This is a genomic window from Specibacter sp. NPDC078692, from assembly GCF_040686835.1.
Taxonomy (GTDB): Bacteria; Actinomycetota; Actinomycetes; order Actinomycetales; family Micrococcaceae; genus Specibacter.
In genome coordinates this window covers 176,670-199,129 of the sequence record NZ_JBFBLV010000004.1, presented here as the reverse complement: position 1 = coordinate 199,129, position 22,460 = coordinate 176,670, and the positions used below count along the sequence as shown (strand labels likewise).

Below are 22,460 nucleotides of genomic sequence, written 5' to 3'. Positions count from 1 at the left end.
TACCCAGGTTTGGGTTATTTCACGTTATGCCTTGGCTGGCTCTGCGGTACCCGTTAATACGGAAGATCCGCTGAACTGTTATGGCTACCCCCAGGAGCGCAGGGAATCGTTATCCAGGTCTCCTAAGATGCTGCTTCGTGATGCGCAGCAGTAAGCTGATTGCAATCACCTTTACACTCCTGGAGTTCCCCCATGACCGCGCGCAGTTCCTCTCAACCGGCCCATCAGCCCCACCTCGATGGCAAAGATAGTGCGCTGGCCGCTCGGGCCACCGGAGTTTCATGGCAGGCGTCGGTGCTGCGTTACTATTCGCTGACGAAACCGCGGGTGATGTTCGGGAATGTCCTCACGGCAGCGGCTGGTTTCCTCTTTGCCAGTCCGGGCCGAATCGACTGGTGGATGTTTCTGGCCGTCTGCCTCGGCACCACACTGGTTATTGCTTCCGCGTGTGTACTGAACAACGTCTTGGACCGAGATATTGACACCGTCATGGCCAGAACCAAGAAGCGTGCCACAGTCACCGGCGGGGTGGGTGCGCGCAATGCTGTCATCTACTCCACCATTTTGGGGCTAGCTGGCGTGGGCGCTCTGATGGCATGGACCAACACGCTCGTAGTCATCGTGGGCCTGGGCGGTTTCCTGGCCTATGTGGTGCTCTACGGAATGCTCGCCAAACGTCTGAGTATCCATGGCACATTGGTGGGCAGCATCTCGGGAGCGGCACCCATCTTGGGCGGATACGTAGGTGCCAGCAACGCGCTCGACGCCGGAGCCGGCATTGTCTTCCTCATGCTCTTCTTCTGGCAGATGCCAGCGTTTTACTCGATTGCGATTTACCGGCAGGCTGAATATGCCCGCGCCCAGGTGCCGATCATCTCGGTGGTCCGCGGCATCGCCGCCACCAAGGCCCAGATCCTGGTCTACACGGTTGTTTACGTTGCCGTCTCGCTCCTTCCCCAGCCCTTCGGCTACACAGGCTGGGTATACACCGCAGCCACGGCGGCACTCGGTGCCGGTTGGCTGTTTATGGCCGTTCGCGGACTGCGCGCCACTGATGATGACCGCTGGGCACGCGTGATGTTCCGCTATTCACTGATCATGCTGTGCGCTGTTTCCGTATTGCTCGCCGTTGGCCCACGACTGCCATAGCCTTCCCGGCCGTACCAGAAAGCATTTCCAGGGCTCTGCAACAGGCACGGAGCCCTTGACCTTCGGAGCGAATAGGCCTGAAATGGAGTAAGACCACAATGGCTCTGCCCACGTGGCTGGGCTTCAGGGTCTGGTTGACGGATTGCTTAAAGGTCTGATGACCGCGTCCATACAGGAGCGTGGCGGCTACGGTGCCGGGAGGTCGATGGAAATGATGTTCCTCGTACTTGCAGTGCTCGTCACAGTCACTACGGTGGCCACGGTTGCCTTGGCCGGATCGCGCAGTCATCGGAAAAACGATCCCGATGCCACCTTTTGGTATGTGTTCACGGGCATGTGCGTGGTCGCTCCGATGATCCTGATCCCGGCCATGAGCAACCGAGTACTCTCGTGTGCTCTGCTGCTGCTGGCCGCTGGCACCGCCGTCGCTACTCAGCTGTGGTGCCGCCGACATGCGGATCTGCTGGCCGCCACTGGGCACCAGGCCGAGTTGGCGGCAGCATTCACGCAGATATCTCACCGCCACCAAGCCCTGATCACGCAATGGAGTCGCTACGAGTTAGACCCGGGTGCCGCCATCGACTTCCCCACCATGAGCGATGTCCGTGTTCCTGAGACATCGGCCCTGATCCGGGCGGTGACGGCCGCTAACCAGTTGCAGCCAGTCACCGACGCCAGGATTGTCCCGGACACAGTGCACTCTGCTTTTTCCCTCATGACGGACGACGGCGTAGCCACCTACCAGCGTGCCGTCGCCGAGCTGGAGGTAGCTCTTGAGACGGCAGAAGCCGCGGCCCGCCGCTACCAGCGTGGCTGAGGCAGCAGCGCCGCTACTGAACCACTAGCACCGGAACCGGCGACTGGTTCACGACCGCGGAACTAACAGATCCCAGCAACAGCCCCATCAAGCCACCGTGACCACGGCGCCCAACGACGAGCATGCGTGCGCCCTGGGCCACTGATGCCAATCCGCTAGCTGCCGAACCCTGCAGCAGCCGTGCAGAAACGGAGGCCGGGACGTCTTCACCAAAGGCCTGAAAAAGTGCATCGCTCAAAACTTTACGGGCACCCTCCTCGAAGCTGCCAATGCCCAACGCGGCGTAACTGGAGTGTTTGGTTGGCATTTCCCAGACAGCAACAGCATCGACCACACCGCCCAATTCGGCTGCCAAGCGCGCGCCTTCCTTGAGTGCATTCACCGAGGATGGTGAGCCGTCAACACCGACAACAATACGAACTTCTGGTGTAGCTTCAGACACGAATTGCTCCTTAGAACTGCGGGCTTGTCCCGTTACCTGCATTCTTCCGTATGAAACATAAAGGAGGTAATTGGCGCTCTCTCGGTGCGCAACGTGGGCCACCGGCCCACTGATTCACGGGCTTGGGACCGGCTGCACAGGTGTGCCTTGCTGGCCCGGTTCGCCTGATGGCACCGGTTGCGCTGGTGCACTTGGTTGCACCGGCTGTGCGGGTTGCGCTGGTGCACTTGGTTGAGCGGATGGCTCCGGCTGTGCCGGCTGGTTGGGTTGGAGAGGAGCCTGCAGGGTCCCGGGCACGGGCGAGATCACCTCCCCGGGCTTGGGATCATTGACACCGGCCACGTACGGAGCGGTCGGCGCCAGCATGAGCGCCGGCGGCTGGTTCAGCGGCTTGGCGCTCAGTCCGGGAGTCTGGGCGGCTTGGTTCATGACAGCGGCCCAGTTGCTGCCGGCGAGCTGGTTTCCGTCAATGTTCGGGTAGTAGACGCCGTTGATGGTGATGTCTTGGTTGATGTACTTGTCCGCGTTGCCCTTGTAGCTGCCAAACCAGGAGGCCGTGGCAATGCCGGAGTTGGCACCGATGGTCCAGGTCTGGATGTTGCCGTCAGTTGTGCCGGTCTTGGCAAAGGAGGAGCTCTTGTCGTTGAGCGGAATCGCGTAGCCGGAACCATTGGTCAGCATGTACTGCAGCGCGTAAGTCACACCCGCCGCCACTTCGGAAGTCATGGCCCGCTGGCAGCCGGCGCCCGGAACCGGGTAATTGGTTCCTGCCGCATCCTTGACGGAGACCAGGGCAATGGGGCTGCAGCGCACACCATCGTTGGCGAAAGTGGCAAACGCCGTCGCCATGTCAATGGGGGCCACATCGTTGGTGCCGATCAGGGCGGGGATGTTGGAGAGGTCATAGGGCTTGTTGGTGTGCCCGTCCTTGACCCCGGCCGCCGTCGCCATCTTCTGGATGTTGCAGAAGTCCAGGGCCGTGGCCGTCTGGAACGTGACCGTGTTGATGGAGATGGCCAGGCCAAGGTAGGCCGTCATGGAATGGTAGTCGTTGGGGCCGTCGTTGGGCAGCAGGGATTCGCCCGGCACTGACGGGTCATAGGAACCGGTGGTGGTGCCGCAGGAATTCTTCCACGGATACCCTGCGGGGTAATAGCGCACGGCACCATTGATGGAGGTCATCATGGAGTGGCCGCTGTTGAGCCATTCGGCAAACACGAACGGCTTGAATGTGGAACCAATCTGGAAGCCGCCTGCACCGTGGAGGGGTTGGCCACTGGCATCGTTGACGGGCAGCGCAAAGTTGCCCATGTAGTTCCCGGGATCAGGTGCCGGGTTGTAAACCGTGTTCTGCGTCATGGTGAGGACCTTGCCGGTGCCCGGCTGCACACTGACGACGGCGGCACCGCGCTCGAGTGGGTCGGCCCCCGAGATGGTGCCATTGACCTGTTCCTGGGCCACGTTCTGCAGTGCCGGGTCCAGGGTCGTCTTGATGGTCAGTCCGCCACCGTACAGGAGCTTGGTGCGCTCCTCCACCGTGGCGCCGTAGGCCTTGTCGTTGAGTATCAGCTGCTGGACGTAGTCGCAAAAGTACGGTGCCATGGCGGCAGCAGTGCAGCCCTGGCCGGATTTTGTCACATGTAGCTCCAGCGGTGTCTTGACCGCGGCATCATGGTCCTTCTTGCTGATCTTGCCTTGCGTCAACATCCTGGCCAGGACGTCGTTTCGGCGCTCCACCAAATGATCGGGCTGCGTAATGGGGTCGTAATACCCCGGGTTATTGACCACCCCAGCCAGGGCGGCGGCCTGAGGCAGAGTCAGCTTGGCGGCGGTGGTGTTGAAGTACAGTTTGGCAGCGGATTCAATACCGTAGGCGCCGTTGCCGAAGTAGATGATATTCAGATATCCGGCCAAGATATCGTCCTTGGACATTTCTTTTTCTAAGCTGATCGCGAGGCGAATCTCATTGACCTTGTCGGTAACGGTCTTGTCCATCCCGAACTTGGCCTGGTCCGTTTTGCCTTCGGCCACGAGCTGTTCAATGAGCATGTTGTTCACGTACTGCTGGGTGATGGTGGAGGCGCCCTGCCTGCCGCCCTGGGCGGTAGCTACGAGAGCGCGCAAGATACCCGTGGGGTCTACTCCCCCATGGTCGTAAAAGCGGGAATCTTCGATGGAAACAATGCCCTCTTTGATGAAAGGTGACATGTCCGCCAACCCAACAATCTGACGGTCTTGGGCATAGAGGGTGGCGATCGTGGCGCCGTTGGCGGCCAGGATCGTCGTGGCCTGCGGCGGCGCCTTCATATCCAATACCTGTGGGGCATTGCTAATGAAGTCATCGGCGCCGTGCATAGCCGTTGTGGCGATTGCGGCGGCCGGGACAAAGAGGGCAGCCACGAGGGTTCCGGAGATGGCACAGATAGCAAAGAACCGCCCCCACTGGGCGAGGGTCTTGCCAGTTCCGAGACCCTTACTGCTTCCAAAGAGTCCACGCCAGCCTGTGAGCCAGCCTTCCCGACGGAGGAGACTAGTCCTAGCCGCCTTTCCGCTCGGACCCCCGTCAACCTTCTCGTATGCTTGCCCATTCGGGGGCATACCCTTTGCCGGGCCTGGTTTCGGTGTTGCGTCCTGGGCCATGCACGTTCCCCTCAATAGCTGCTGCCGTTTGGCTGGCCGCAATCAGTAGCTAGCGGTAATCAATTAGCACTTAGCGGCACGGGCCCTTTTAGAGTGTGCCTTAAAGATGGGAATTTCCTGAAAACGACCCTGAAAACGGCACCGTCATGCTCTGGGAAAGCGTGGTCTAAAACTGCTGCTCTGAAGGTGGTGTTGTGACAGTGTTCCCCGGTGGGACCTTCCACACAGCTTGTCATTCGTGAAAGTGTGGGTCCATGGAACAGCAGCTGCCCTACCCCACCGCCTACACGGTTGAAGACTTCGCTCAACGGCTGGCCTTGGTCAAAACTCGGATGGCAGCTGCCGCCCAGCGCGCCGGGCGCACGGTAGCGGATGTTCGGCTACTGCCGGTCAGTAAGACTGTGGACTCGGCAAGGATGCGCCACGCCATTGCGGTCGGCTGCAAAGACCTAGGCGAAAACAAAGTGCAGGAGGCCCTGCGTAAAAGTCGTGAACTAGCGGACATCCCCGGACTGCGATGGCATGTCATTGGCCATCTACAAAGTAACAAGGCAAAGTTAGTAGCCGAATTTGCCCACGAATTTCAGGCGTTGGACCGGCTCAGCGTCGCTACCGCCTTGAACAACCGGCTCGCCACAGCGGGACGAGTTTTGGAGGTCCTGGTCCAGGTCAACACCTCGGGCGAGGACAGCAAATTTGGGCTGCCACCGGAGGAAGTGGGGGCCTTCCTCAAAGAACTCCCAGCCTTCGAGCACCTGCGCATCAAAGGGTTCATGACACTGGCAATCCACAGTGCAGACGATGCCCGGGTTCGCGCTTGTTTCCAAAGTCTCCACAGCGTCAGGGAGCAATGGCGGTCGATGGCGCCATCCGGCGTCGACCTTTCAGAATTGTCTATGGGCATGTCCGGCGACTTTGAACTGGCCATTGAGGAGGGCTCCACGGTGGTGCGGGTGGGGCAAGCGATTTTTGGGGCCCGTGCCCTGCCAGACAGTTATTACTGGCCTGCCCCCGGAGCCTGAAGCCAAGGTAAAAATAGCCATGAAATGCGGTCAATGGCGGCGCCGTAGGCCATGGGGTCGTATGCTCGGGTCATGGCTAAATTTTTCGACATCCACCCGAACGATCCGCAGGCGCGCTCCGTCAGCCAGATCGTTGAAATCCTGCGGTCTGGCGGTTTGATCGCATACCCCACGGACTCCTGTTACGCGCTGGGTGCGCAACTGGGAAATCGTGAAGCTCTGGACCGTATCCGGACCATTCGCCAGCTCGACAAGCATCATCATTTCACGCTGGTCTGCAAAGACTTTGCTCAGTTGGGCCAATTTGTCATGATCGACAATGACATTTTCCGAAGCATCAAGGCCGTCACACCTGGTCCCTACACCTTTATCCTGCCGGCAACGCCGGAGGTCCCGAAGCGGCTGGCGCACCCGAAGAAGCGGACCGTTGGTGTCCGTATCCCGGACAGTCGCCTCATCCACGACATTCTTGAAGAACTCGGTGAGCCCATGCTCTCCAGCACATTGTTGCTCCCCGGCGAGGAAGAGCCGCTGACGCTGGGATGGGAAATCAAGGAAGCTCTGGACCACGTGGTTGACGCCGTGATTGATTCCGGCGACGTCGGCGCCGAGCCCACCACAGTGGTGGACTTCTCCAGCGGTTATGCAGAAGTGGTGCGCCGCGGCATGGGCGATCCCAGCCGTTTCGAATAATACGTTTCGAATAGGGTCTAGAGCCAAACGAGAGTGGCGTACCTGCGGCCTTTTGATAAGGCGTAGCTCTGGAACTTGAGGCTAGTTATGGTTAGCGTGGAAGTGGCCGGACAGCGCGCTGAGCCGGTCAGCTGAAAAGCTAGCCAACCAGTAAGAACAAGCAAGAACCTGAACAGAATAAGTGCAAGCACACAAACAGGATTCGAGGGAGTTTCAATGGTCACCAAGAGAACAGCCCACACAGGTTACACAGTGCCCGGTCTGTCACTGCAGGACGGACATCAGGTCGCAACGTTGCTTCAGGGGCGGTTACACGCCCTGAACGATCTCCAACTGACGCTCAAACACGCGCACTGGAACGTTGTTGGCAGGGATTTCATCAGCGTTCACGAGATGCTGGACCCCCAGATCGAGCTCGTCCGGGCCATGGTTGATGAGACCGCGGAACGGATTGCCACCCTCGGTGTCTCCCCCAACGGCCTGCCTGGAGCGCTCGTGACCGCACGTTCCTGGGACGATTACTCCATTGGGCGCGCACACACTTCGGCTCATCTCGCGGCGCTGGATATGGTGTATTCCGGATTCCTCAAGAGTCACCGCGAAACTCTGACTGCCGTGGGCGAGGTGGATCCGATCACCGAGGACATGATCATCACCCAGTGTGCCCAGCTGGAGTTGTTCCAGTGGTTTATGCGCGCGCATCTGGAGGACGACGCCGGTGACCTCGCCAATGCCGGCAGCAAGACCGAACGTTCGGCAGCGGCGAAAGCCCCCAAATAGTGCCGGGCCTTGTCCCTGTCCTGGGCGCTCGTACGGATTATCCGCACACCGCCATTGTGACCGGCGCCGACAGAGGCATTGGCAAGGCCACTGCCATTGCCTTGGCCCGCAGCGGATACGATGTGGGATTCACGTGGCATGACGATGAAACTGGTGCAGCAGACACCGTCCAGATGATTGAGGGTTTGGGTCAGCGAGCAGTTTCGGTGTGGCTGGATACCACCGATGCCGCCAGCTGTGCCCCGGCGATCACACTGCTGGCCGACGCCCTGGGGTCACTGGGGGTGTTCGTGAACAACGTGGGCATCGGGCTGACCAAATCAGTGGTGGACACCGAGCTGCACGAGTGGCAGCGAATTCTGGACACCAACCTCAATGGCGCCTTCCTCTGCCTGCAGGCGGCTGCCAAGTTGCTGATCGCCGGTGGTGTTGGTGGCCGGATCGTGGTGGTGACCAGCATTCATGCTCATCAGCCGCGTTTTGGGTACGGTGCGTATTGTGCCTCGAAGTTTGGCTTGGACGGTCTGACCAAGACCCTTGCCGTGGAACTGGCCGGTCACGGCATCACCGTCAATGCCGTTGCACCGGGAGAGATTGCCACGCATCTTCCCGACACCGAAACCAGGCACCCGCATCAGATCCTCCGCCCAGGCATTCCATTGGGATACGGCGGAACAGCCGAGGAAGTGGCCAACGTGATCGTCTTCCTGGCCTCCCCCGAGGCGAGTTACGTCACTGGCGCCAGCTGGGAGGTCGACGGCGGCATGGCGGAAGTAGGCGCCCAGGCCAGCTCGCACGTGAGCAACAATGACTGGCGAGAAGCCACCAACGCAGGCACCAGCCAAGCGCGACGATAACCGCTTGCAGCGTGGGCGCCGCCGGCGGTAGCCTCCGCCGGAGGCGCCGCTGGCTACATTCGCTTCTTGACCTTGGCGGTGGCCGGTGCACTCCATGGGTCTGCGGGCCAGGGATGCCTCGGATAACGTCCGCGCATCTCTGCCCGGACCTGAGAGTAGGGTCCGCTCCAGAAAGAGCTCAGATCATCCGTCACGGCGAGCGGCCTGCGGGCGGGCGACAGCAAATGGAACAGCACTCGCACCCGGCCGTTGACCAGCCGAGGCGTTTCTGCCAGCCCAAAACATTCCTGCAGCTTTACAGCGGCCACGGGAGGGCCGTCGTCGGATACCTCCGGGTACTCAATCCGGATGTTCGAGCCACTGGGTACAGCCAGTGTCTCCGGCGCCAGTTCCGCCAACCGGGATGCTTCGGGCCAGGGCAGCAGACGCCGTAACGGATCACTCAGTGACAGGGAGGAGAGTGCCTTACCAGCCGCCACAGATTCCAGTTCAGGCCCCAACCAGTCCGGTAAGCGCTGCAAAAGTGCGGCGTCACTGACGTCGGGCCACGGTGCCCCCAGTTCACGGTGCAGCAACGCCAAGCGGCGGCGAAGTTGATCCGCCGCTCCAGACCAGGCGAGCAGGCCCAGCCCCTCCTTAGCCACTGCGGAAGCCACAGCTTCGCGGCCTTGCGCTGGCGTGGCCTTCGCGGGAGTCGACAGCAAAACAATGGCGCCAAGCCTGCGTTCCCGGCGTCCGGAGACCTTGCCGTTGCTGAAAGTTGCTACCACCGAGTCCTGGAGCATATGTGCGGCGACCGTCTCCGCATGCTGCTGATCCAAGGGCGCTGCTGAGCGGATGATGGCGCCGGTTCCGGCCGCATCGCGGCCCTGCGCGCGGGAGACTTCTGCCACGGCCAGCCACTCATGACCTGTCAACGAACTGCCAGCCGGCAAGCCCGCACGGGTGCCCGAGGAGAGCAGATATTGCTGCCCGGCAGCGTTTTCCACCAGCCTGGCCACCCGGTCCGGGAAGGCGAGTCCGACGACGAACCCCACCCCCTCGGCGGCACTCACCTTCCGCGGGTGCGCACCAGCCGATGGACCGGCAGCGGGGCTAGCTGCTTTATCTGTGGCACCGTTGCGGGTGTCCTTGCGGAGAAGTTGTTCGAGCCTGCGTACTGCCTGACTCCAGCGGTGCGATCCCGGATCGCGGCCGGAGCGCATACCGGAGAGTAGAGCGCTCAGATCAGCGCCGGGGGCTCTGCCATCTCCGGACACCAGGGCCACAATCTCAGCTGCCATTTTGGCCCCAACGACTGGAGCGCCGTCGAGCAGGGCACGGGCGAGGCGTGGGTCGGCGGGTATATCAGCAAGTGTCCGGCCCAAGTCCGTGGCGTGACCGGTGGCATCGAGGGCTCCGAGCTCGCCGAGGATTTCCACGGCGGCGGCCAGGGCGGGAGCCGGAGGCGCGGTGGGTAAACGCAGCCCCACTCCCCCTGGTGCGCCCCAGCAAGCGAGCAACAGGGCCGCGGCGCTCAGCTCGGCAACTGCAATCTCCGGCATGGGATGCGCCGGAGCTGCCGCGAAAGTCTTCTGCTCATAGCAGCGCACCACGGTTCCGGGACCTAAGCGGGCAGCGCGGCCGGCACGCTGATCCGCCGAGGCGCGTGAGGTGGAGACGGTGACCAAACCGGTCATACCGCGGGCAGCATCACGCCGGGGTTCACGTGAAAGTCCAGAATCCACCACCAAGCGAACTCCGGGCACTGTCAGCGAAGATTCCGCCAGCGACGTGGAGACGATGATGCGCGGCAATCCCCCGGGCTCACGCGCAGAAACAGCACGGTCCTGCTCACGGGCCGACACCTGACCGTGCAGCTCCAACACGTCGATGCTGGGCTCAGCAGAATCATGTGGACCAGCAGAGTTGGGTTCGGCTGCGTGCTGGCGAGCGGAGCGCAGCCGGTTTGCTATATAGGAGACTTCCCAGGCCCCGGGGGCAAATACCAGCGCGTCAATGGATGGATCTACAGATAGGGCCGCGGCATGCGCGGTGGCAGCGGTGTCTGCTACGTGATCCAAAAAGGAGCGAGTGATGCCGCGCTGGTCCATGCGCGGCTGGGCTGAGGGGGCCCACCTGATCTCCAGGGGGAACAGCGCTGAGGGACAGTCAACCACGGGCGCCGGGGACCCGGCGTCGTCCGCTGCCAAGAGCTCAGCAAAGCGGGCGGCGTCGAGCGTGGCGGACATGGCGATGAGGGTCAGGTCGCTGCGCAACTGCCGGACTTCCCCGAGTAGGCCGAGCAAGAGGTCCGTGTCGAGGCCGCGTTCGTGGACTTCGTCAAGGATGACTGCGGCCACGCCCTCGAGCCCCGGATCGTGCAAGAGGCGGCGCAACAGGATGCCAGGGGTGAGGAATTCAATGATCGTCTCGGCGCTGCTGTGGCTCTCGCCGCGCACGGTGTAGCCGACTTTGCCACCTAGCGCCGTGCCATCAAGGGACGCTAACCGCCGGGCCGCCGAGCGGACGGCCACTCGACGCGGCGCAGTGACCAGAACCCGGTGGGCGGCGGTGGCGCCGAGTGCGTTGGCTGCCAGGGGTGGCACCAGCGTTGTTTTGCCGGTGCCAGGAGGCGCCTGGACAACGGCCGAGAGACTCTCGTGGGCGGCACCTCCGTTGGTCCGCTGTGGCCCGGCGCCCTTGAGGATGGCGGCCAGATCGGGCAGGGACTGAGCAAAAACCAGTCCCTGCCCGATCGTGGCAATGTTGAAGGGTCCGCCCGGGATTTCAGCCTGAGCGGGAGTCGACATAAGAAATCAGCCGATCTGCAGTTCGCCCATGTCATCCCAATCGCTGCCATCCACCTTGCGGGAAATGATCTTGGGTGTGGAGACCAGGGCCGGGCGCATGGTTTCCAGGCCGGCCTTGAAGTGCTCGCTATTGACGTGCTTGCCGGCGGCATCGTCGTCCAGGAAAGCCTCGACGAGAACGAACTCGTTCGGATCAACGACGCTGCGTGACCAGTCGAACCATAGGTTGCCTGGCTCGGCGCGGGTTGCTTCGGTGAAGGGGGTCACAAGGTCGATGAATGTTGCGGTGGCTTCGGGCTTGACTTGGTATTTAACAACAATGAAGTACATGCCTCTAGCCTATCTCGATGAGGGGACATGCTGGGATTGCGCCGGTGTTGCGAGGCGGTGTTGAGAGGCGGTGGACCAGTAGCGGGCTACCAGCCGCGCTCACGCCACTGGGGCAGGGAGGGGCGTTCGGCGCCGATGGTGGTTCCGTCACCATGACCGGGCAGCACTACTGCGTTGTCCGGGTAGACGTTGAAGAGGCGTTCCTCGACATCGTTCACCAGTGAGGTGAATCGTGCTGGATCGTCTTGGGTGTTGCCGACGCCGCCGGGGAACAGGGAATCTCCGCTGAAAATGATGGGCGCAGCATCAGATCCTGGCTGCAGGACATAAGCGATGGAACCGGGGGTGTGGCCGCGCAGATGAACTGCCACTAGCTCGATTCCAGCCACAGACAGCGTTCCATCGTGGACCAACGCCAGGTCAATGGCCACGCCGGATTCTTTGGCAATACCGGGGATGTCATCGGTGCCGGCAGCCGTGGGCACACCGCTGTGGGACACGAGCCCGGCCAGCGCGCGGACATGATCCCAGTGTTGGTGTGTCGTGGCGATCATGGCCAGAGATGTGGGCACCTCGGCGTCGCCGGTTGCATCCTGGAGTAGCTCCTTGATGGACGGGAGATCATCCGCTGCATCAATGAGGATCTGTGCGCCGGTGCCCTTGGCGGTAATCAAGTACACATTGTTCGCCATGGCCGAGACCACGTTCCGGCGCACTGTGTAGTCGGGAAGGTCGTATAGCAGCGAAGAGTCAACAGTCATAAGAGAACCCTATCCCCAGTGAAGGGAATCAAACTTGACTCAGCGCCGCTCTCGGCCGAACGAACGCGAACAATATGACGTATCTGAATCAAAAGGTTCGGAATAAGTGCCAGCCTAGGTGCCGGCGTCGAACTTGAGAGAAGTAACGTTTTGCTTCGGGGCAAGTTTGTGACGCAACAATTAGAAATATTACTTCTCTTTTGCGTTCGGAGCGTTCACGCTGGAGGAATGAGCAAAACACGCACCTCAGTCCCGGTTCTAGATCTCTCCACCGCCCGCAATTCGGACGGCTTTTTCAATATGGAGTTCATCGACGCGCTGCGCGACGCCGCGCACAATGTCGGGTTCTTCCAAGTCATCAATTACGGCGCCGCCGAGGGCCAAGTTGAGGAACTATTGGAGACGGTGGCAGGGTTCTTCCGCTTGCCGCTGGAGCAGCGCCTTGAGCTGGATAACCGCAGCTCCGCCCAGTTCCGCGGGTATACCCGCCTGGGCAAGGAAATTACCCGAGGCCGTGCCGACTCCCGCGAACAGATCGATTTCGGTCCCGACCGTGAGCCGCTGATCGATGTCCCGGAGGATCAGCTGTTCCTGCGCCTGCAGGGACACAACCAGTGGCCCGATCAGTACCCTGAGCTGGAACGCACGGCTTTGCAGTGGACGGCGTTGATGGCGCGGATCGGCGTGGATCTGCTCGAGGGCATCAGCGTTGCGTTGGGTCTGCCGGAGGATTACCTGGCCGAACCGTTCACCTTTGCGCCCGCATGGATGGGCAAGTTGGTGCACTATGTTGGTGGTCAGGTTCCAGAGGCTGGCACCCAGGGTGTTGGTGCGCACGCCGACTACGGCTTTGTCACCTTGCTGTTGCAGGACAATGTGGGCGGTTTGGAAGTTCAGCCGCACGGTCAAGAAGACTGGATCCCGGTCGAGCCGATTCCCGGTGCCCTCGTGGTGAACTTGGGCGAAATGCTTGAGGTGGCCACCAATGGCTACCTCATGGCCACCATCCACCGCGTAACCGCTCCCCCGCCCGGCGTGGACCGCTACTCGGTGCCGTTCTTCTGGTCCCCGCGCCTGGACGCCGTGATTGATACCGTGCCGTTGCCGCCTGCTCTCGCTGCCGAAGCCCGTGGCGTCAGCGATGATCCGGACAACCCGATGCTATCCTCCTACGGCTCCAACGTGCTCAAAGGCTGGGTACGTGCCCACCCGGAAACGGCAGCCATCCACTACCCCGAACTCGGCTAATACACGCGGCGCTTGAAGCCGCGCAGGACGACCCAGAAAAACGGCGACGCCGAGAACTGTAGAAGCAGTTCGCGGCGTCGCCGTTTGTTAATACCTGGGTGCTTGGTTGCTGCTAGCTGTTCTCGGAGCCGATTTCCGGGGTGCCCTTGCTGGACTGACCCTTGCTGGAATTCTCAGCGCTGGACTTGCCCTTGTTAACGGCATTGAGAAGTCCGCTGGCTGCTCCGCTGGAGGATTCCGTGGACCCGCCGCCGACCATGCCCTGCAGCAAGCCGATGATGTCCAGACCCGTGGAGTCCTTGATCAGCTGCGTTGTCTGCTGAACGCCGTTGGAGACGTTCTTGCTCAACTGGCTGGCGCCGTCGTTGGAGATGACTGTCATGTCCTTGATGGCTGCCATGGGAGCTGCCACCTCGCGGGCCATGGCGGGGAGAACTTCCAGGACCTTGCTGAGGATAGCGGCCTCGTTGAACTTCTCGTACGCCTCAGCCTGAGCTGCAATACCGGCGGCCTCGGCCACACCCTTTGCCTCCGTGGACTCGGCCTCAGCCTGACCGCGGGACTTGATGACAGCTGCATCGGCGCGGCCTCGAGCCTCGACCACAGCAGCTTCGGCGTTACCGCGAGCGGTGGATGACGCGGCGTCCGCCTCGGCGGCAACCCTGTCACCCTCGGCCGTGAGCTTGCGCTTGGCAAGTTCTACGGTTGCTTCGATTTCAGCAGCCTCGGAAGCACGACGGCGTTCCTCCAGTTTGGCGTCAGCCTGCTGGATCAAGCGGTATTTCTCGGCGTCGGCCGGCTTGCGAACTTCGGTGTCAAGTTCCCTCTCGCGCAGTTCCGCGCGGCGCAAGGCAACCTGCTGATCGCGGATGATGACCTGCTCCTGCTGTTCGGCGGCGGCGAGGGGGCCAGCCGCATCGGCCCGAGCCTGGCGGGCATCTGCCTCTTCCTTGAGCTCGGCACGCTTGATGATCAACTGCTGCTGAGCAAGCGCAACCTGCTCGTCAGCAATGGCTTTGGCCTGCTCTGCTTCCTGCAGGAACTGAGCTTCAGCGATCTTGGCGTTCTTTTCGGCCAAAGCGGCCTCGGGGCGACCCAAGTTCAGAAGGTAACCGGAGTCGTCGTCGACCGACTGGATCTGGAAGGTATCGATCTCCAGGCCCTGGTTGTGCATGGAGTGCTCGGCTTCTTCTTTCACACTCTTGGCGAAGGTGGCACGGTCCTTGATGATGGATTCCACTGTCAAGGTACCCACGATCGAACGCAGTGAACCGGAGAGGGTTTCCTGCGTGTAGTGGTCAATGGCGTCCTGCTGGTTGAGGAAACGCTGGGCTGCCTTGCGGACGGAATCGGCGTCGCCACCGACCTTGACCTGTGCGACGCCCGTGAGGTGAAGTTTGATGCCGTTCTTGGAGATGCCCTCAATCTTCAATGAAACCTGCCGTGAGGCCAGGGACAGAGGGTACGCGCGCTGCGTGAAGGGGTTGATGAAGATGCGGCCGAACACCACGCGCTGGCTGCTGGGATCTGGCTGGCTCTTGTTGTCCTTGGAGGAGATGACAAGGGCCTGGTCAGGACTGGCAATATGCAGAGCCATCCGGGAGATGACGGCAGCGACGATGATGAGCACCACCAACACGCCGAGCCCAATGAATAAGGGAATGAGGGTCAAATAAGACATGACGCCTTTCGGGTTCACGGCGGCCATGCTGAGACCCACGGCCCGCCTAGTGGCTTCAATCCTACGGACTCCGGCGGTATTCTCCATTTATTGGAGTAACGTGTTCGCACATTCAGGCACCGACACCGGCGATGCAGTGTGTCAGTTGGAGAACAAACCGCAGATTGGCTCCATTTCGGGGACACGAAAGGGACTTGACGTGAATGATTCAAACGGCTGGGGCATCATTATCGAAGATGACGGGCCGGCGCTGATCATCATCTTCCTATTCATTTGCCTTGCCTCCATCGCCTTCCAAATTATGGAGAACGCCCGCCAACGCAGGAAGCTCGCAGTGGTGGCGGGCCCCAACCAGGAAATGCGGGCGAACCGGCGGATGTTTTTCTACACAGTGCTCGTCATTGGCCTTTTGACCCTCGTTGGCAACTACATCATGGGCATCACCTCCAGCTTGGCAGCATCGCACCCTGGCTCGCTGGAGGATTCAGCCGGCTTCCTCTCCCTGCCGGGCACGGGCACCACCCTGGTGACAACGGGCCTCTATGCCCTGGCCATTCTGGTCACCGCCGCCTTGATGCAGAAGAAGGAAAGGCTGGCGTTTCCGGAGCTGCTGGCGGACCTCAATGACGCACGAATATTTGGCGTCCGTGACAGTGCCCGCCAAGTTGCCCATTACAGGACTGAACTGGACCAGCTCAGGGCGGAACATGACTCGAAACGTGCCGGCCCCTTCACCGGTGAAGACTTTGAACGCCTTTTCACCTCGCACGAGTCACCTGGGCGGCCCGGCCTCGTCGAGCAGCTGAAGTATTTGAAGACTGAACAGCACCACCGCGCCCGGACCCGGAACTTTCAACACAACATTTTGCTCAACTACCGGATCACCACCGGCAAGTGGATCCTGCCTTTTGCAGTGCTGGCCGGGCTCTCCTTGTTCTTCACCGTGCGGGAGTCACTGGCCGCGAACGACGGCGATGGTGACTTTTCGCTGGCCATCGCCTGGGCGGTGGCCAGCCTTTTGGGATTGGCAGCCACCGCGGGCCAGTATTTTAGTGACGTGGGCAAGGTACTGTTGGTTGCCCGCAGGGACTACATCTCACATCAGACGCAGGCGGAATGCCTGAAAATACTGGCCGATGCCGAGGCGGACCTGGCCGCGGTGGACGCGGCCGAACACGTTGGCGGCGCTGTGTGCGGCTGCATCCACGATGATGGATGGGAGCCGATCCTCAGCATGGGCCGGTGGGCCCTCCGGCGTCCTACACGCAGGCGCTAGCCAGGCATTCCGGCCTGGACGGGGACCAGGCTGATGGCGTTGCGCCGGTGGATGTTCTTGGCATTGCGGTCAAAGCCCTTGGCGTCCATGTTGTTGCCCAGCCTGAAGGCGGCAAGCGCCTCGTCGTAGAGCTCGTTCAGGCGCTTCCCGGAATATTCGCCCACTGTGCCGTCCGTAAACGTGATGGTGATTGTTGCCTTGGCCGGGAAATGCCGGGGCATGCGGACGAACCCGTCAGTGTCCTGCTTCAGTTCAATCATGGGGCTTCCGTTTCTGTTGGAGGCCGTTTCATTAGGAGTGAAAAGGCGCTGCCGCCGCCCATTTTGGGTTGGCGTGGAAATCAAGGTTCTCATACAGTGTGTGGGCCGCGTTATTCGAACCCCAACTGGCAGTTCCACGTGGGATTTCCAGCCCCGGGCGCTGCGCATGATGAGCAGGATCGTTCACGATAAGGGGCAGGCGCGGGAAATATGAAAAACCGAACAACGTTTTCAGTTATGGCCGGCGCTTTCCTGATCACGGTTCCCTGCGACTATTCAGCATCTCGCGATCGATCATGTGCCCGGGCGTGACCGCTAAGGGAGAGCAGTTTCGCTACGGCCCCATGCATGGAACACCGGAACCGGGCTTCGACGCCAAACGCCTCCCCTGCGACATGCGTACCCTCAAAGTGATCGGGACAGACCTCATCTACGAGGTCGATAAGACACCCACGGCAAACGTGCGGCCGAACATCACCATCAAGTTCACGCAGTACATCCGTCTGGCTCGGACGTGGCGAGATTGTCTCTTGGAAACGGTCGGAGGAGGATCTGATTGTAGAGATCCTGACGCTGGTGCAGGTGGACGATGCGGACCGCCCCGGCGCCGGAAGACGGCGTGCCCACGGAATCCGTTGCTGGTGTACTGCCCAGGACTGTGCAGCCGTCGTCGGCAATCATCTGGAGATCGACCCGGCCGGGCTTGCCTTCGCTAGTGTTAACTAGATCAGGTTCAACGGGTGTTCTCTCAGCCCCGCGTGGAGCACCCGTGTCACTGCAAGCGAATATAGCCACACGTCCTGGCCGCCCCGCAATCGGGGCCGCCCGGACGTGTGCCTTGTGTTAGGCGAGGCGCTTGCGGACCATTTCAGAGACGGCCTTGCCGTCAAAGCGGCCGGCGATTTCGGCGGTGACCGGCTTCATGGCCACACCCATCTGGCGCATGGACAGTTCGCCCTGTTCGGCTTCCAGCCCGCTGATGATCCGGTCTACAATGGCTGCGGCTTCCTCGGCATTCAGGGCCTTGGGCAGGTAGGCCTCGATGACTTCAGCTTCCGACAGCTCTGCTGCGGCACGGTCGGGTTCGCCGGCTTCGGTGTAGATTCCGGCGGTGTCGTGGCGCTTGGCCGCTTCCTTCTGCAGCAGGGTGATGACCTGTGCGTCGTCGAACTCAACGGGGGTCTTGCCGCCCTTTTCACGCGTTTCAATCTCGCCCAGCACGTTGCGGACAGTGGTCAGGGCAATCTTGTTGCCGGCTTTCATATGCGTGACGACGTCTTCTTTGAGTTTCTGCTTCAGCGTGGACATTGGATTCCTTAAATTTGGTCACTGTGGCCGCACTGCGGCCGCCATGGTCAATTATCCCATCCAGCAACAGCCGCAATGTGCACAGCGGGCTTGATGGCAGCGATCGGCAGTGCGGCTGCTGCGGGTGGCCCCTCTGGAGGCGGCGGTAGGCTGATGGCACTACTTGGGGAGGCAGTCATGGCTGGACAGGGCAGCAGTTCTTTGAAGAAGGTCCTCTGGATCGTGCTCGGGGCGGTGGCGCTCTGTTTCGCCATCGTCCTGCTCGTCACGGACCCGGCCGCGCTGGGAGGCTGGCTGGCCCTAGGACTTGGCATCGCCGTCGTACTGGGCATGGCGGTCAAGATGATCCGTGCGCCCAGAGGCAAGAAGCTGCGGGCAGGGCTGGCTCCCATCGCCGGCGCGGCCGAGACCTACCAGGAATTGCTGCTGGGCCGGGAGTCGACCAGTTCCGCGATTGAACATTCGTTCCCGGCTGTGCCGGACGACAAGGCGAGCAGCGGGAGCTGAGGGGCGCCGCATGCAAGCTTGCACGGAAATGGCGGCGCAGACGGCGAGTTGTTTGCGCGCTGCCCTCCACGGCACAGCAGTCCACTCAGCCACGGAAGCCAAAGGGCTCGAGTGGGATGCCACCCTGCTGGCCGACGCTCCCGTCATCATCACCGAACCGCGTGGCTGGAACGGACTCTATGTGGCGCTCACCCGTTGCACCCAGGAGCTGGGACAGCTGCTGGTGGCATGAGCGGCCAGCAGCTGGGTCGGACCTGTTCGAACATGTCTTCTATGTGACTGCCTGTCCGCCCGGCGTATAATTTCTACGCAGCCAAACCAACAGAATCCAGGTGGTTCGCATGCGGACCGAAATCAGCGGGAAATGGGTGCGCGCCATGGTGGGCGGCACAACGGTGGTGGACAGCAGGGCACCCCTCATCTTTTGGGAGCAGAAGTTCCCCATCCCTGCCTATGCCTTCAGCCTGGACGAGGTCCGGATGGACCTGTTGGTGCCGGCGAACTCCGCCCCATCTGGCGCGCCGACGTTCTTCGGACCCAAGGGGCCCGTGGCCCAATGGTTTGACGTGCATGCCGGCGGCAGGGTGCTGCCCCACGCCGCATGGTGCAGGGACGATCCCGCCCTCGAGGGCCGCATCACTCTCACCTGGGCCCCGGAGGCGTTTGACCGCTGGCTCGAGGAAGAAGAGGAAGTCCACAGCCATCCGCGTGATCCCCACAAGCGTGTCGAGGCACTGCCCAGCTCCCGGCACATCACCGTCAAGCTCGACGGCGTGCTGCTGGCGGACAGCACCGAACCTGTTCTGCTCTTTGAGACCTACTTGCCCACCCGGTACTACCTTCCGCGCGCTGACGTGCGCCTTGACCGGCTGAGCGCCAGCAACAACCGCAGCCACTGCCCGTACAAGGGATACGCCGAGGACTACTGGGACGCGCCGGGCTCCCCCTCGGTGGCCTGGTCCTACCCCGACCCCTACCCGTCAGTGGCGCGCATCAAAGACAGGATTGCGTTCTACAACGAATCAGTGGATATCACGGTCGACGGGGTGGCCGTTCGACGTCCCCGGTCCATCTTCTCCAACACCAAGAACCGGCCCAGCGCATGAACGGCGCCGGCCCAAAACACACCGGCCGGAGCGATAATGAAGGCCTTGACCCTGCCGCGCTCGCCGTCCGGGACGCGGTCACGGCCCAGAGCTTCGGTCCCACAGCCCCGCATCCAGGGCAAACAACGTGGCCGTGACCCTGTTGGAGGCGCCCGTCTTCTCATAAATGTGCTCCACATGGTTGCGCACCGTCTTGGGCGCGATGACCAGCTCCGCCGCAATGGCCTTGTTGTCCATCCCCCGGCACAGCAGCCTGAGCACCTCCGCCTCCCTTGCCGTCAAGGCGGCAGGCAGGATCCGCCGTCGTGCCTCCTTGTGCCCGGCAGCCTGCAGGACACTTTCGACGGCGGCCCCCGCCAACCTGCCCGACCCCACCTCCGCACGCAACCGCGCAGCAGCCGCGGCCGGGACCATGGCCGGCCGGTGCGGACGCAGCTCTAGAGCGCTCTGGTAGGCGTCGGCGGCGGCCAGGATGCGCTGTCCCGGATCCAGCCCGGAGGCACCAAGCCCGCGCGGATATCCCGATCCGTCCAGGCGCTCGCGGTGCGCACCGGCCAGCTCCGCCACCCGCCGCATGCCGGGCACCCGGCCCAGGATGCGCTCGCTCAGGAACGGGTACAGCTGCAGGCGCTCGCGGTCCATGGATGACAGCGGCCCGGCCTTGTCCCAGACCCCGTTGGAGACGCCCATCCGGCCGAGGTCATGCACCCAGCCAGCCCGGCGCAACGCCAGCACCTCCGGAGGGCTGCATCCCTGGTGCACCGCGGCATGCGCCGCCAGGAAAGCCACCTGGCGCGAATGCCCGGCCGTCCACGGCGACTTCAAGTCTGCAAAATCGCCCATCGCCGCCAGCACCGTGTCCAGTTCCGCGCCGCTGAGCAGGGGTTCGGCCGGGCCTGCCGCCAGTGCTGCGGGCCAGGGGTCCAGTTCCAGCAATCCGTCGGTCAGCTCTGCGGCGCGGGCGCAAAACAAATCCGCCAGCACGGGATCGAACGCGGTGCCGCGGCGTTCCTTGACAATCCCCACTGCGGCGGCCACACCGGCTGTGCGGAGGAAGACTTCCGCGGTGTCGGCCAACTGGGCTATGCGCATCTCCAGCGGGATCCGGGCTCCTGAAATCCCGGCGGGCAGCCCCTTGCCGTCCCATCGCTCAAAGGTGTGGCGCAGGATCGCCGGCATGTCCGCATCCAGGCCCACCCGGTTGGCCAGCTGGCCCGCGGAGGTGCAGTGGGACCGGATCAGTGTCCGCATGGCGGTTGCCGCGGTTGCCGCAAACTGGAAGCGGCGGGCCGTGCGCTGGACCAGCGGCAGCGCCGTGCCGGTGTGGCGCAGCATCAGTGAAAGCATGGGCAGCCCGTGCGCGTCGATGAAGTAATAGTCAGCACGGAAGGCAATGTCGTCCCCGAACAAGTCCGCGAGCTCGTGGGAATCGGCGTGGCAGCCGATCCATGCAATCAAGTTCGCGTAATAGATGCGGCCCCGGGCGCCCTGCCCGATTCCCAACAGTTCAGCCATCCGCAGCCCCAGCAGCGTGGCCCGCAGCATGTGCTCCATGGGCTGGCCGAGCCCCAGATCGATGGCCAGAGACAGTGCCGCCAGCAGTTCCGCGCGGCTGGTGGTGCCCGGATCCCGCAGCACGGCTTGGTTCCGCGGCGCTGCCGGCTGACCCCCTGGAACCCGGCCCGGGGGCGGTGTTTTGACGCTGTCCGAACCGCGCTCAGCCACCCTCCCATTGTAAAACCGGAGCGTGGTCATGCACCCGCCGCAGGTCGGCAATGTTCAGCTTTCGCACGCCCCTGTTCCGAGGCGCCCAGGATGATCACCGCCCGGTTCATGCCGCACCCGCCTTTCCGGCAAGCGCCGTGTGACCGCGTTGCGTCCGGACCCCTGCGCGCCCCGACTCCGCCTGCGGTGCTGTGGACGGGAATCGCACGGTCATCTCGGCCACGAACAGGCCGCGCTGCGGCAGCCAAAAGTCAGCCAGATGTGCCTGCTCCGGCAGCGGTTGCGGAGCTCCGGCACTGTCGCCGTCGATCGTCGCGTGGCTGTTCTTGACCATCCACACGCTCAGCGGCTGGGCCTGGTACTGCTGGCCGTTGGGGACGGTTCCGGTGAGCCTCAGCTTTCCGGCATGCAGCGCCGGGCCCATGAACCTGCCCATGGCGGCCAGCACCTTGGGCGAATGCCACCACGGATCAGGCATGAGGTGCGCCAGGGAGGTGAGTGCCGCCGTCGTGCGCGTTTCCCGGAACTCAAGGTCCCAACGCACGACGCCGGGCACGCCCACCGACAGTTTGAAGGGTCCCTCCCACCGGAACGGGACTTCGGCCAGACGGGTCCCGGCAAGGGCGGCGCCGAAGTACCGGGCGCAGCTCACCTCGGGCGGGGCGTCGGCATAAATGGTCCAGCCGACCGTGGGCCGGTAAAGCCACAGGGCGGTGTAGGCGGGGCCGACTGAGCTGGCCGGGAAGCGCCGGAATGCAAGGTAGTGCCCGGAACTGAACGGCATGCCCATGACGGCGTAGCCGGCGAACCGTTCGCAGTTTCCGGCCGGCAGGGCGGCGGTGGACTCCGCCAGCTCAGCATGGGACCGGGGTGAATTGCTGGTCATGATGTGCTCCTTCACGTTGTGTGAAAAGCGTAAATCCGCGGGGCCCGCCGGGGCATGGGGCCGACGACCCATCTTTGCGCAGAGTCTATGGTGTGGGTTTTCTATGGGTTGGCGTGGCGGAACTGTGCAGGGACGCCGCGGCAGGCTGACCCAACCCAGCAAGCCCGACCTTTCCAGACA

The 22,460-nt window shown here is 62.5% G+C and carries 21 protein-coding genes and 1 riboswitch; of the genes, 11 read left to right on the top strand and 10 right to left on the bottom strand.

Annotation, left to right across the window (positions count from 1 at the left end):
- The first annotated feature begins 192 nt into the window (after positions 1 to 192).
- Both cyoE and AB0O97_RS04930 read left to right on the top strand, forming a co-directional pair.
- Positions 193 to 1,149: a heme o synthase gene (gene cyoE / locus AB0O97_RS04935; RefSeq protein WP_363840756.1), complete on the top strand. Its 957-nt coding sequence runs from the start codon at positions 193 to 195 to the stop codon at positions 1,147 to 1,149.
- Positions 1,150 to 1,306: 157 nt separating this feature from the next.
- Positions 1,307 to 1,966: a hypothetical protein gene (locus AB0O97_RS04930; protein WP_363840761.1), complete on the top strand. Its 660-nt coding sequence runs from the start codon at positions 1,307 to 1,309 to the stop codon at positions 1,964 to 1,966.
- 13 nt (positions 1,967 to 1,979) lie between these two features.
- On the opposite strand, the gene AB0O97_RS04925 is transcribed toward AB0O97_RS04930, so the two are convergent.
- Together AB0O97_RS04925 and AB0O97_RS04920 are read right to left on the bottom strand one after the other, a co-directional pair.
- Entirely contained in the window at positions 1,980 to 2,408 is a 429-nt protein-coding gene (locus AB0O97_RS04925; protein ID WP_363840766.1) for a universal stress protein, read from the bottom strand.
- Positions 2,409 to 2,522: 114 nt separating this feature from the next.
- Entirely contained in the window at positions 2,523 to 5,048 is a 2,526-nt protein-coding gene (locus AB0O97_RS04920; protein ID WP_363880595.1) for a transglycosylase domain-containing protein, read from the bottom strand.
- Between the two features lie 254 nt (positions 5,049 to 5,302).
- On the opposite strand from AB0O97_RS04920, the gene AB0O97_RS04915 reads away from it, so the two are divergent.
- The 4 genes from AB0O97_RS04915 to AB0O97_RS04900 all read left to right on the top strand — a co-directional run bounded on the left by AB0O97_RS04915 (position 5,303) and on the right by AB0O97_RS04900 (position 8,400).
- Positions 5,303 to 6,070, top strand: a complete 768-nt coding sequence (locus AB0O97_RS04915; protein WP_363840772.1) for a YggS family pyridoxal phosphate-dependent enzyme — start codon at positions 5,303 to 5,305, stop codon at positions 6,068 to 6,070.
- A 72-nt stretch (positions 6,071 to 6,142) separates the two neighbouring features.
- A complete protein-coding gene (locus AB0O97_RS04910) occupies positions 6,143 to 6,763 on the top strand; it encodes an L-threonylcarbamoyladenylate synthase (RefSeq protein WP_363840774.1) in 621 nt (206 codons plus the stop codon).
- A 216-nt stretch (positions 6,764 to 6,979) separates the two neighbouring features.
- Positions 6,980 to 7,543: a DNA starvation/stationary phase protection protein gene (locus AB0O97_RS04905; protein ID WP_363880592.1), complete on the top strand. Its 564-nt coding sequence runs from the start codon at positions 6,980 to 6,982 to the stop codon at positions 7,541 to 7,543.
- Entirely contained in the window at positions 7,543 to 8,400 is an 858-nt protein-coding gene (locus tag AB0O97_RS04900; RefSeq protein ID WP_363880589.1) for an SDR family oxidoreductase, read from the top strand. Before AB0O97_RS04905 ends, AB0O97_RS04900 begins: the two co-directional genes overlap by 1 nt.
- Positions 8,401 to 8,453: 53 nt before the next feature.
- Here AB0O97_RS04900 and hrpB read toward each other — a convergent pair whose 3' ends face one another.
- The 3 genes from hrpB to AB0O97_RS04885 form a co-directional block, all read right to left on the bottom strand.
- Positions 8,454 to 11,192 carry an ATP-dependent helicase HrpB gene (gene hrpB, locus AB0O97_RS04895; protein WP_363880586.1) on the bottom strand — a complete coding sequence of 913 codons (2,739 nt, stop codon included), beginning with the start codon at positions 11,190 to 11,192 and terminating at the stop codon, positions 8,454 to 8,456.
- A gap of 6 nt (positions 11,193 to 11,198) precedes the next feature.
- A complete protein-coding gene (locus AB0O97_RS04890; RefSeq protein ID WP_363840786.1) occupies positions 11,199 to 11,522 on the bottom strand; it encodes a putative quinol monooxygenase in 324 nt (107 codons plus the stop codon).
- An 86-nt stretch (positions 11,523 to 11,608) separates the two neighbouring features.
- Positions 11,609 to 12,283, bottom strand: coding sequence for an MBL fold metallo-hydrolase (locus AB0O97_RS04885; RefSeq protein WP_363880583.1), 675 nt, complete (start codon positions 12,281 to 12,283; stop codon positions 11,609 to 11,611).
- A 228-nt stretch (positions 12,284 to 12,511) separates the two neighbouring features.
- Between AB0O97_RS04885 and AB0O97_RS04880 the strand changes: the two genes are divergently transcribed.
- Positions 12,512 to 13,531 carry a 2-oxoglutarate and iron-dependent oxygenase domain-containing protein gene (locus AB0O97_RS04880; protein WP_363840792.1) on the top strand — a complete coding sequence of 340 codons (1,020 nt, stop codon included), beginning with the start codon at positions 12,512 to 12,514 and terminating at the stop codon, positions 13,529 to 13,531.
- Positions 13,532 to 13,643: 112 nt separating this feature from the next.
- On the opposite strand, the gene AB0O97_RS04875 is transcribed toward AB0O97_RS04880, so the two are convergent.
- A complete protein-coding gene (locus AB0O97_RS04875) occupies positions 13,644 to 15,212 on the bottom strand; it encodes an SPFH domain-containing protein (RefSeq protein ID WP_363880580.1) in 1,569 nt (522 codons plus the stop codon).
- A gap of 199 nt (positions 15,213 to 15,411) precedes the next feature.
- On the opposite strand from AB0O97_RS04875, the gene AB0O97_RS04870 reads away from it, so the two are divergent.
- Positions 15,412 to 16,488: a hypothetical protein gene (locus AB0O97_RS04870; protein ID WP_363880577.1), complete on the top strand. Its 1,077-nt coding sequence runs from the start codon at positions 15,412 to 15,414 to the stop codon at positions 16,486 to 16,488.
- Here AB0O97_RS04870 and AB0O97_RS04865 read toward each other — a convergent pair.
- Complete coding sequence (locus AB0O97_RS04865) at positions 16,485 to 16,748, bottom strand: hypothetical protein (protein ID WP_363880574.1); 264 nt, start codon at positions 16,746 to 16,748, stop codon at positions 16,485 to 16,487. The two genes, AB0O97_RS04870 and AB0O97_RS04865, sit on opposite strands and share 4 nt — an antisense overlap.
- A gap of 687 nt (positions 16,749 to 17,435) precedes the next feature.
- Positions 17,436 to 17,528, bottom strand: a riboswitch (TPP riboswitch).
- A gap of 63 nt (positions 17,529 to 17,591) precedes the next feature.
- The gene (locus tag AB0O97_RS04860) at positions 17,592 to 18,056 is read right to left on the bottom strand and encodes a GatB/YqeY domain-containing protein (protein WP_363840803.1); all 465 of its coding nucleotides are present in this window, start codon (positions 18,054 to 18,056) and stop codon (positions 17,592 to 17,594) included.
- 153 nt (positions 18,057 to 18,209) lie between these two features.
- On the opposite strand from AB0O97_RS04860, the gene AB0O97_RS04855 reads away from it, so the two are divergent.
- The 3 genes from AB0O97_RS04855 to AB0O97_RS04845 all read left to right on the top strand — a co-directional run bounded on the left by AB0O97_RS04855 (position 18,210) and on the right by AB0O97_RS04845 (position 19,669).
- The gene (locus tag AB0O97_RS04855) at positions 18,210 to 18,563 is read left to right on the top strand and encodes a hypothetical protein (protein ID WP_363880571.1); all 354 of its coding nucleotides are present in this window, start codon (positions 18,210 to 18,212) and stop codon (positions 18,561 to 18,563) included.
- A gap of 10 nt (positions 18,564 to 18,573) precedes the next feature.
- A complete protein-coding gene (locus AB0O97_RS04850) occupies positions 18,574 to 18,795 on the top strand; it encodes a hypothetical protein (RefSeq protein ID WP_363880568.1) in 222 nt (73 codons plus the stop codon).
- 109 nt (positions 18,796 to 18,904) lie between these two features.
- A complete protein-coding gene (locus AB0O97_RS04845) occupies positions 18,905 to 19,669 on the top strand; it encodes a DUF427 domain-containing protein (RefSeq protein WP_363880565.1) in 765 nt (254 codons plus the stop codon).
- 78 nt (positions 19,670 to 19,747) lie between these two features.
- Here the strand turns inward: AB0O97_RS04845 and AB0O97_RS04840 are convergent, their stop codons facing one another.
- Together AB0O97_RS04840 and AB0O97_RS04835 are read right to left on the bottom strand one after the other, a co-directional pair.
- Positions 19,748 to 21,394 carry an HD domain-containing phosphohydrolase gene (locus tag AB0O97_RS04840; protein ID WP_363880562.1) on the bottom strand — a complete coding sequence of 549 codons (1,647 nt, stop codon included), beginning with the start codon at positions 21,392 to 21,394 and terminating at the stop codon, positions 19,748 to 19,750.
- Between the two features lie 106 nt (positions 21,395 to 21,500).
- Complete coding sequence (locus AB0O97_RS04835) at positions 21,501 to 22,280, bottom strand: hypothetical protein (protein WP_363880559.1); 780 nt, start codon at positions 22,278 to 22,280, stop codon at positions 21,501 to 21,503.
- Positions 22,281 to 22,460 lie beyond the last annotated feature (180 nt).

What these genes read in the sequence shown, in the direction of transcription:
- cyoE (WP_363840756.1), top strand. Translation starts at nt 193, where the DNA reads ATGACCGCGCGCAGTTCCTCTCAACCGGCCCATCAGCCCCACCTCGAT.
- AB0O97_RS04930 (WP_363840761.1), top strand. Translation starts at nt 1,307, where the DNA reads ATGACCGCGTCCATACAGGAGCGTGGCGGCTACGGTGCCGGGAGGTCG.
- AB0O97_RS04920 (WP_363880595.1), bottom strand. Translation starts at nt 5,048, where the DNA reads ATGGCCCAGGACGCAACACCGAAACCAGGCCCGGCAAAGGGTATGCCC.
- AB0O97_RS04915 (WP_363840772.1), top strand. Translation starts at nt 5,303, where the DNA reads ATGGAACAGCAGCTGCCCTACCCCACCGCCTACACGGTTGAAGACTTC.
- AB0O97_RS04910 (WP_363840774.1), top strand. Translation starts at nt 6,143, where the DNA reads ATGGCTAAATTTTTCGACATCCACCCGAACGATCCGCAGGCGCGCTCC.
- AB0O97_RS04905 (WP_363880592.1), top strand. Translation starts at nt 6,980, where the DNA reads ATGGTCACCAAGAGAACAGCCCACACAGGTTACACAGTGCCCGGTCTG.
- hrpB (WP_363880586.1), bottom strand. Translation starts at nt 11,192, where the DNA reads ATGTCGACTCCCGCTCAGGCTGAAATCCCGGGCGGACCCTTCAACATT.
- AB0O97_RS04890 (WP_363840786.1), bottom strand. Translation starts at nt 11,522, where the DNA reads ATGTACTTCATTGTTGTTAAATACCAAGTCAAGCCCGAAGCCACCGCA.
- AB0O97_RS04885 (WP_363880583.1), bottom strand. Translation starts at nt 12,283, where the DNA reads ATGACTGTTGACTCTTCGCTGCTATACGACCTTCCCGACTACACAGTG.
- AB0O97_RS04880 (WP_363840792.1), top strand. Translation starts at nt 12,512, where the DNA reads ATGAGCAAAACACGCACCTCAGTCCCGGTTCTAGATCTCTCCACCGCC.
- AB0O97_RS04875 (WP_363880580.1), bottom strand. Translation starts at nt 15,212, where the DNA reads ATGTCTTATTTGACCCTCATTCCCTTATTCATTGGGCTCGGCGTGTTG.
- AB0O97_RS04865 (WP_363880574.1), bottom strand. Translation starts at nt 16,748, where the DNA reads ATGATTGAACTGAAGCAGGACACTGACGGGTTCGTCCGCATGCCCCGG.
- AB0O97_RS04860 (WP_363840803.1), bottom strand. Translation starts at nt 18,056, where the DNA reads ATGTCCACGCTGAAGCAGAAACTCAAAGAAGACGTCGTCACGCATATG.
- AB0O97_RS04855 (WP_363880571.1), top strand. Translation starts at nt 18,210, where the DNA reads ATGGCACTACTTGGGGAGGCAGTCATGGCTGGACAGGGCAGCAGTTCT.
- AB0O97_RS04850 (WP_363880568.1), top strand. Translation starts at nt 18,574, where the DNA reads ATGCAAGCTTGCACGGAAATGGCGGCGCAGACGGCGAGTTGTTTGCGC.
- AB0O97_RS04845 (WP_363880565.1), top strand. Translation starts at nt 18,905, where the DNA reads ATGCGGACCGAAATCAGCGGGAAATGGGTGCGCGCCATGGTGGGCGGC.
- AB0O97_RS04835 (WP_363880559.1), bottom strand. Translation starts at nt 22,280, where the DNA reads ATGACCAGCAATTCACCCCGGTCCCATGCTGAGCTGGCGGAGTCCACC.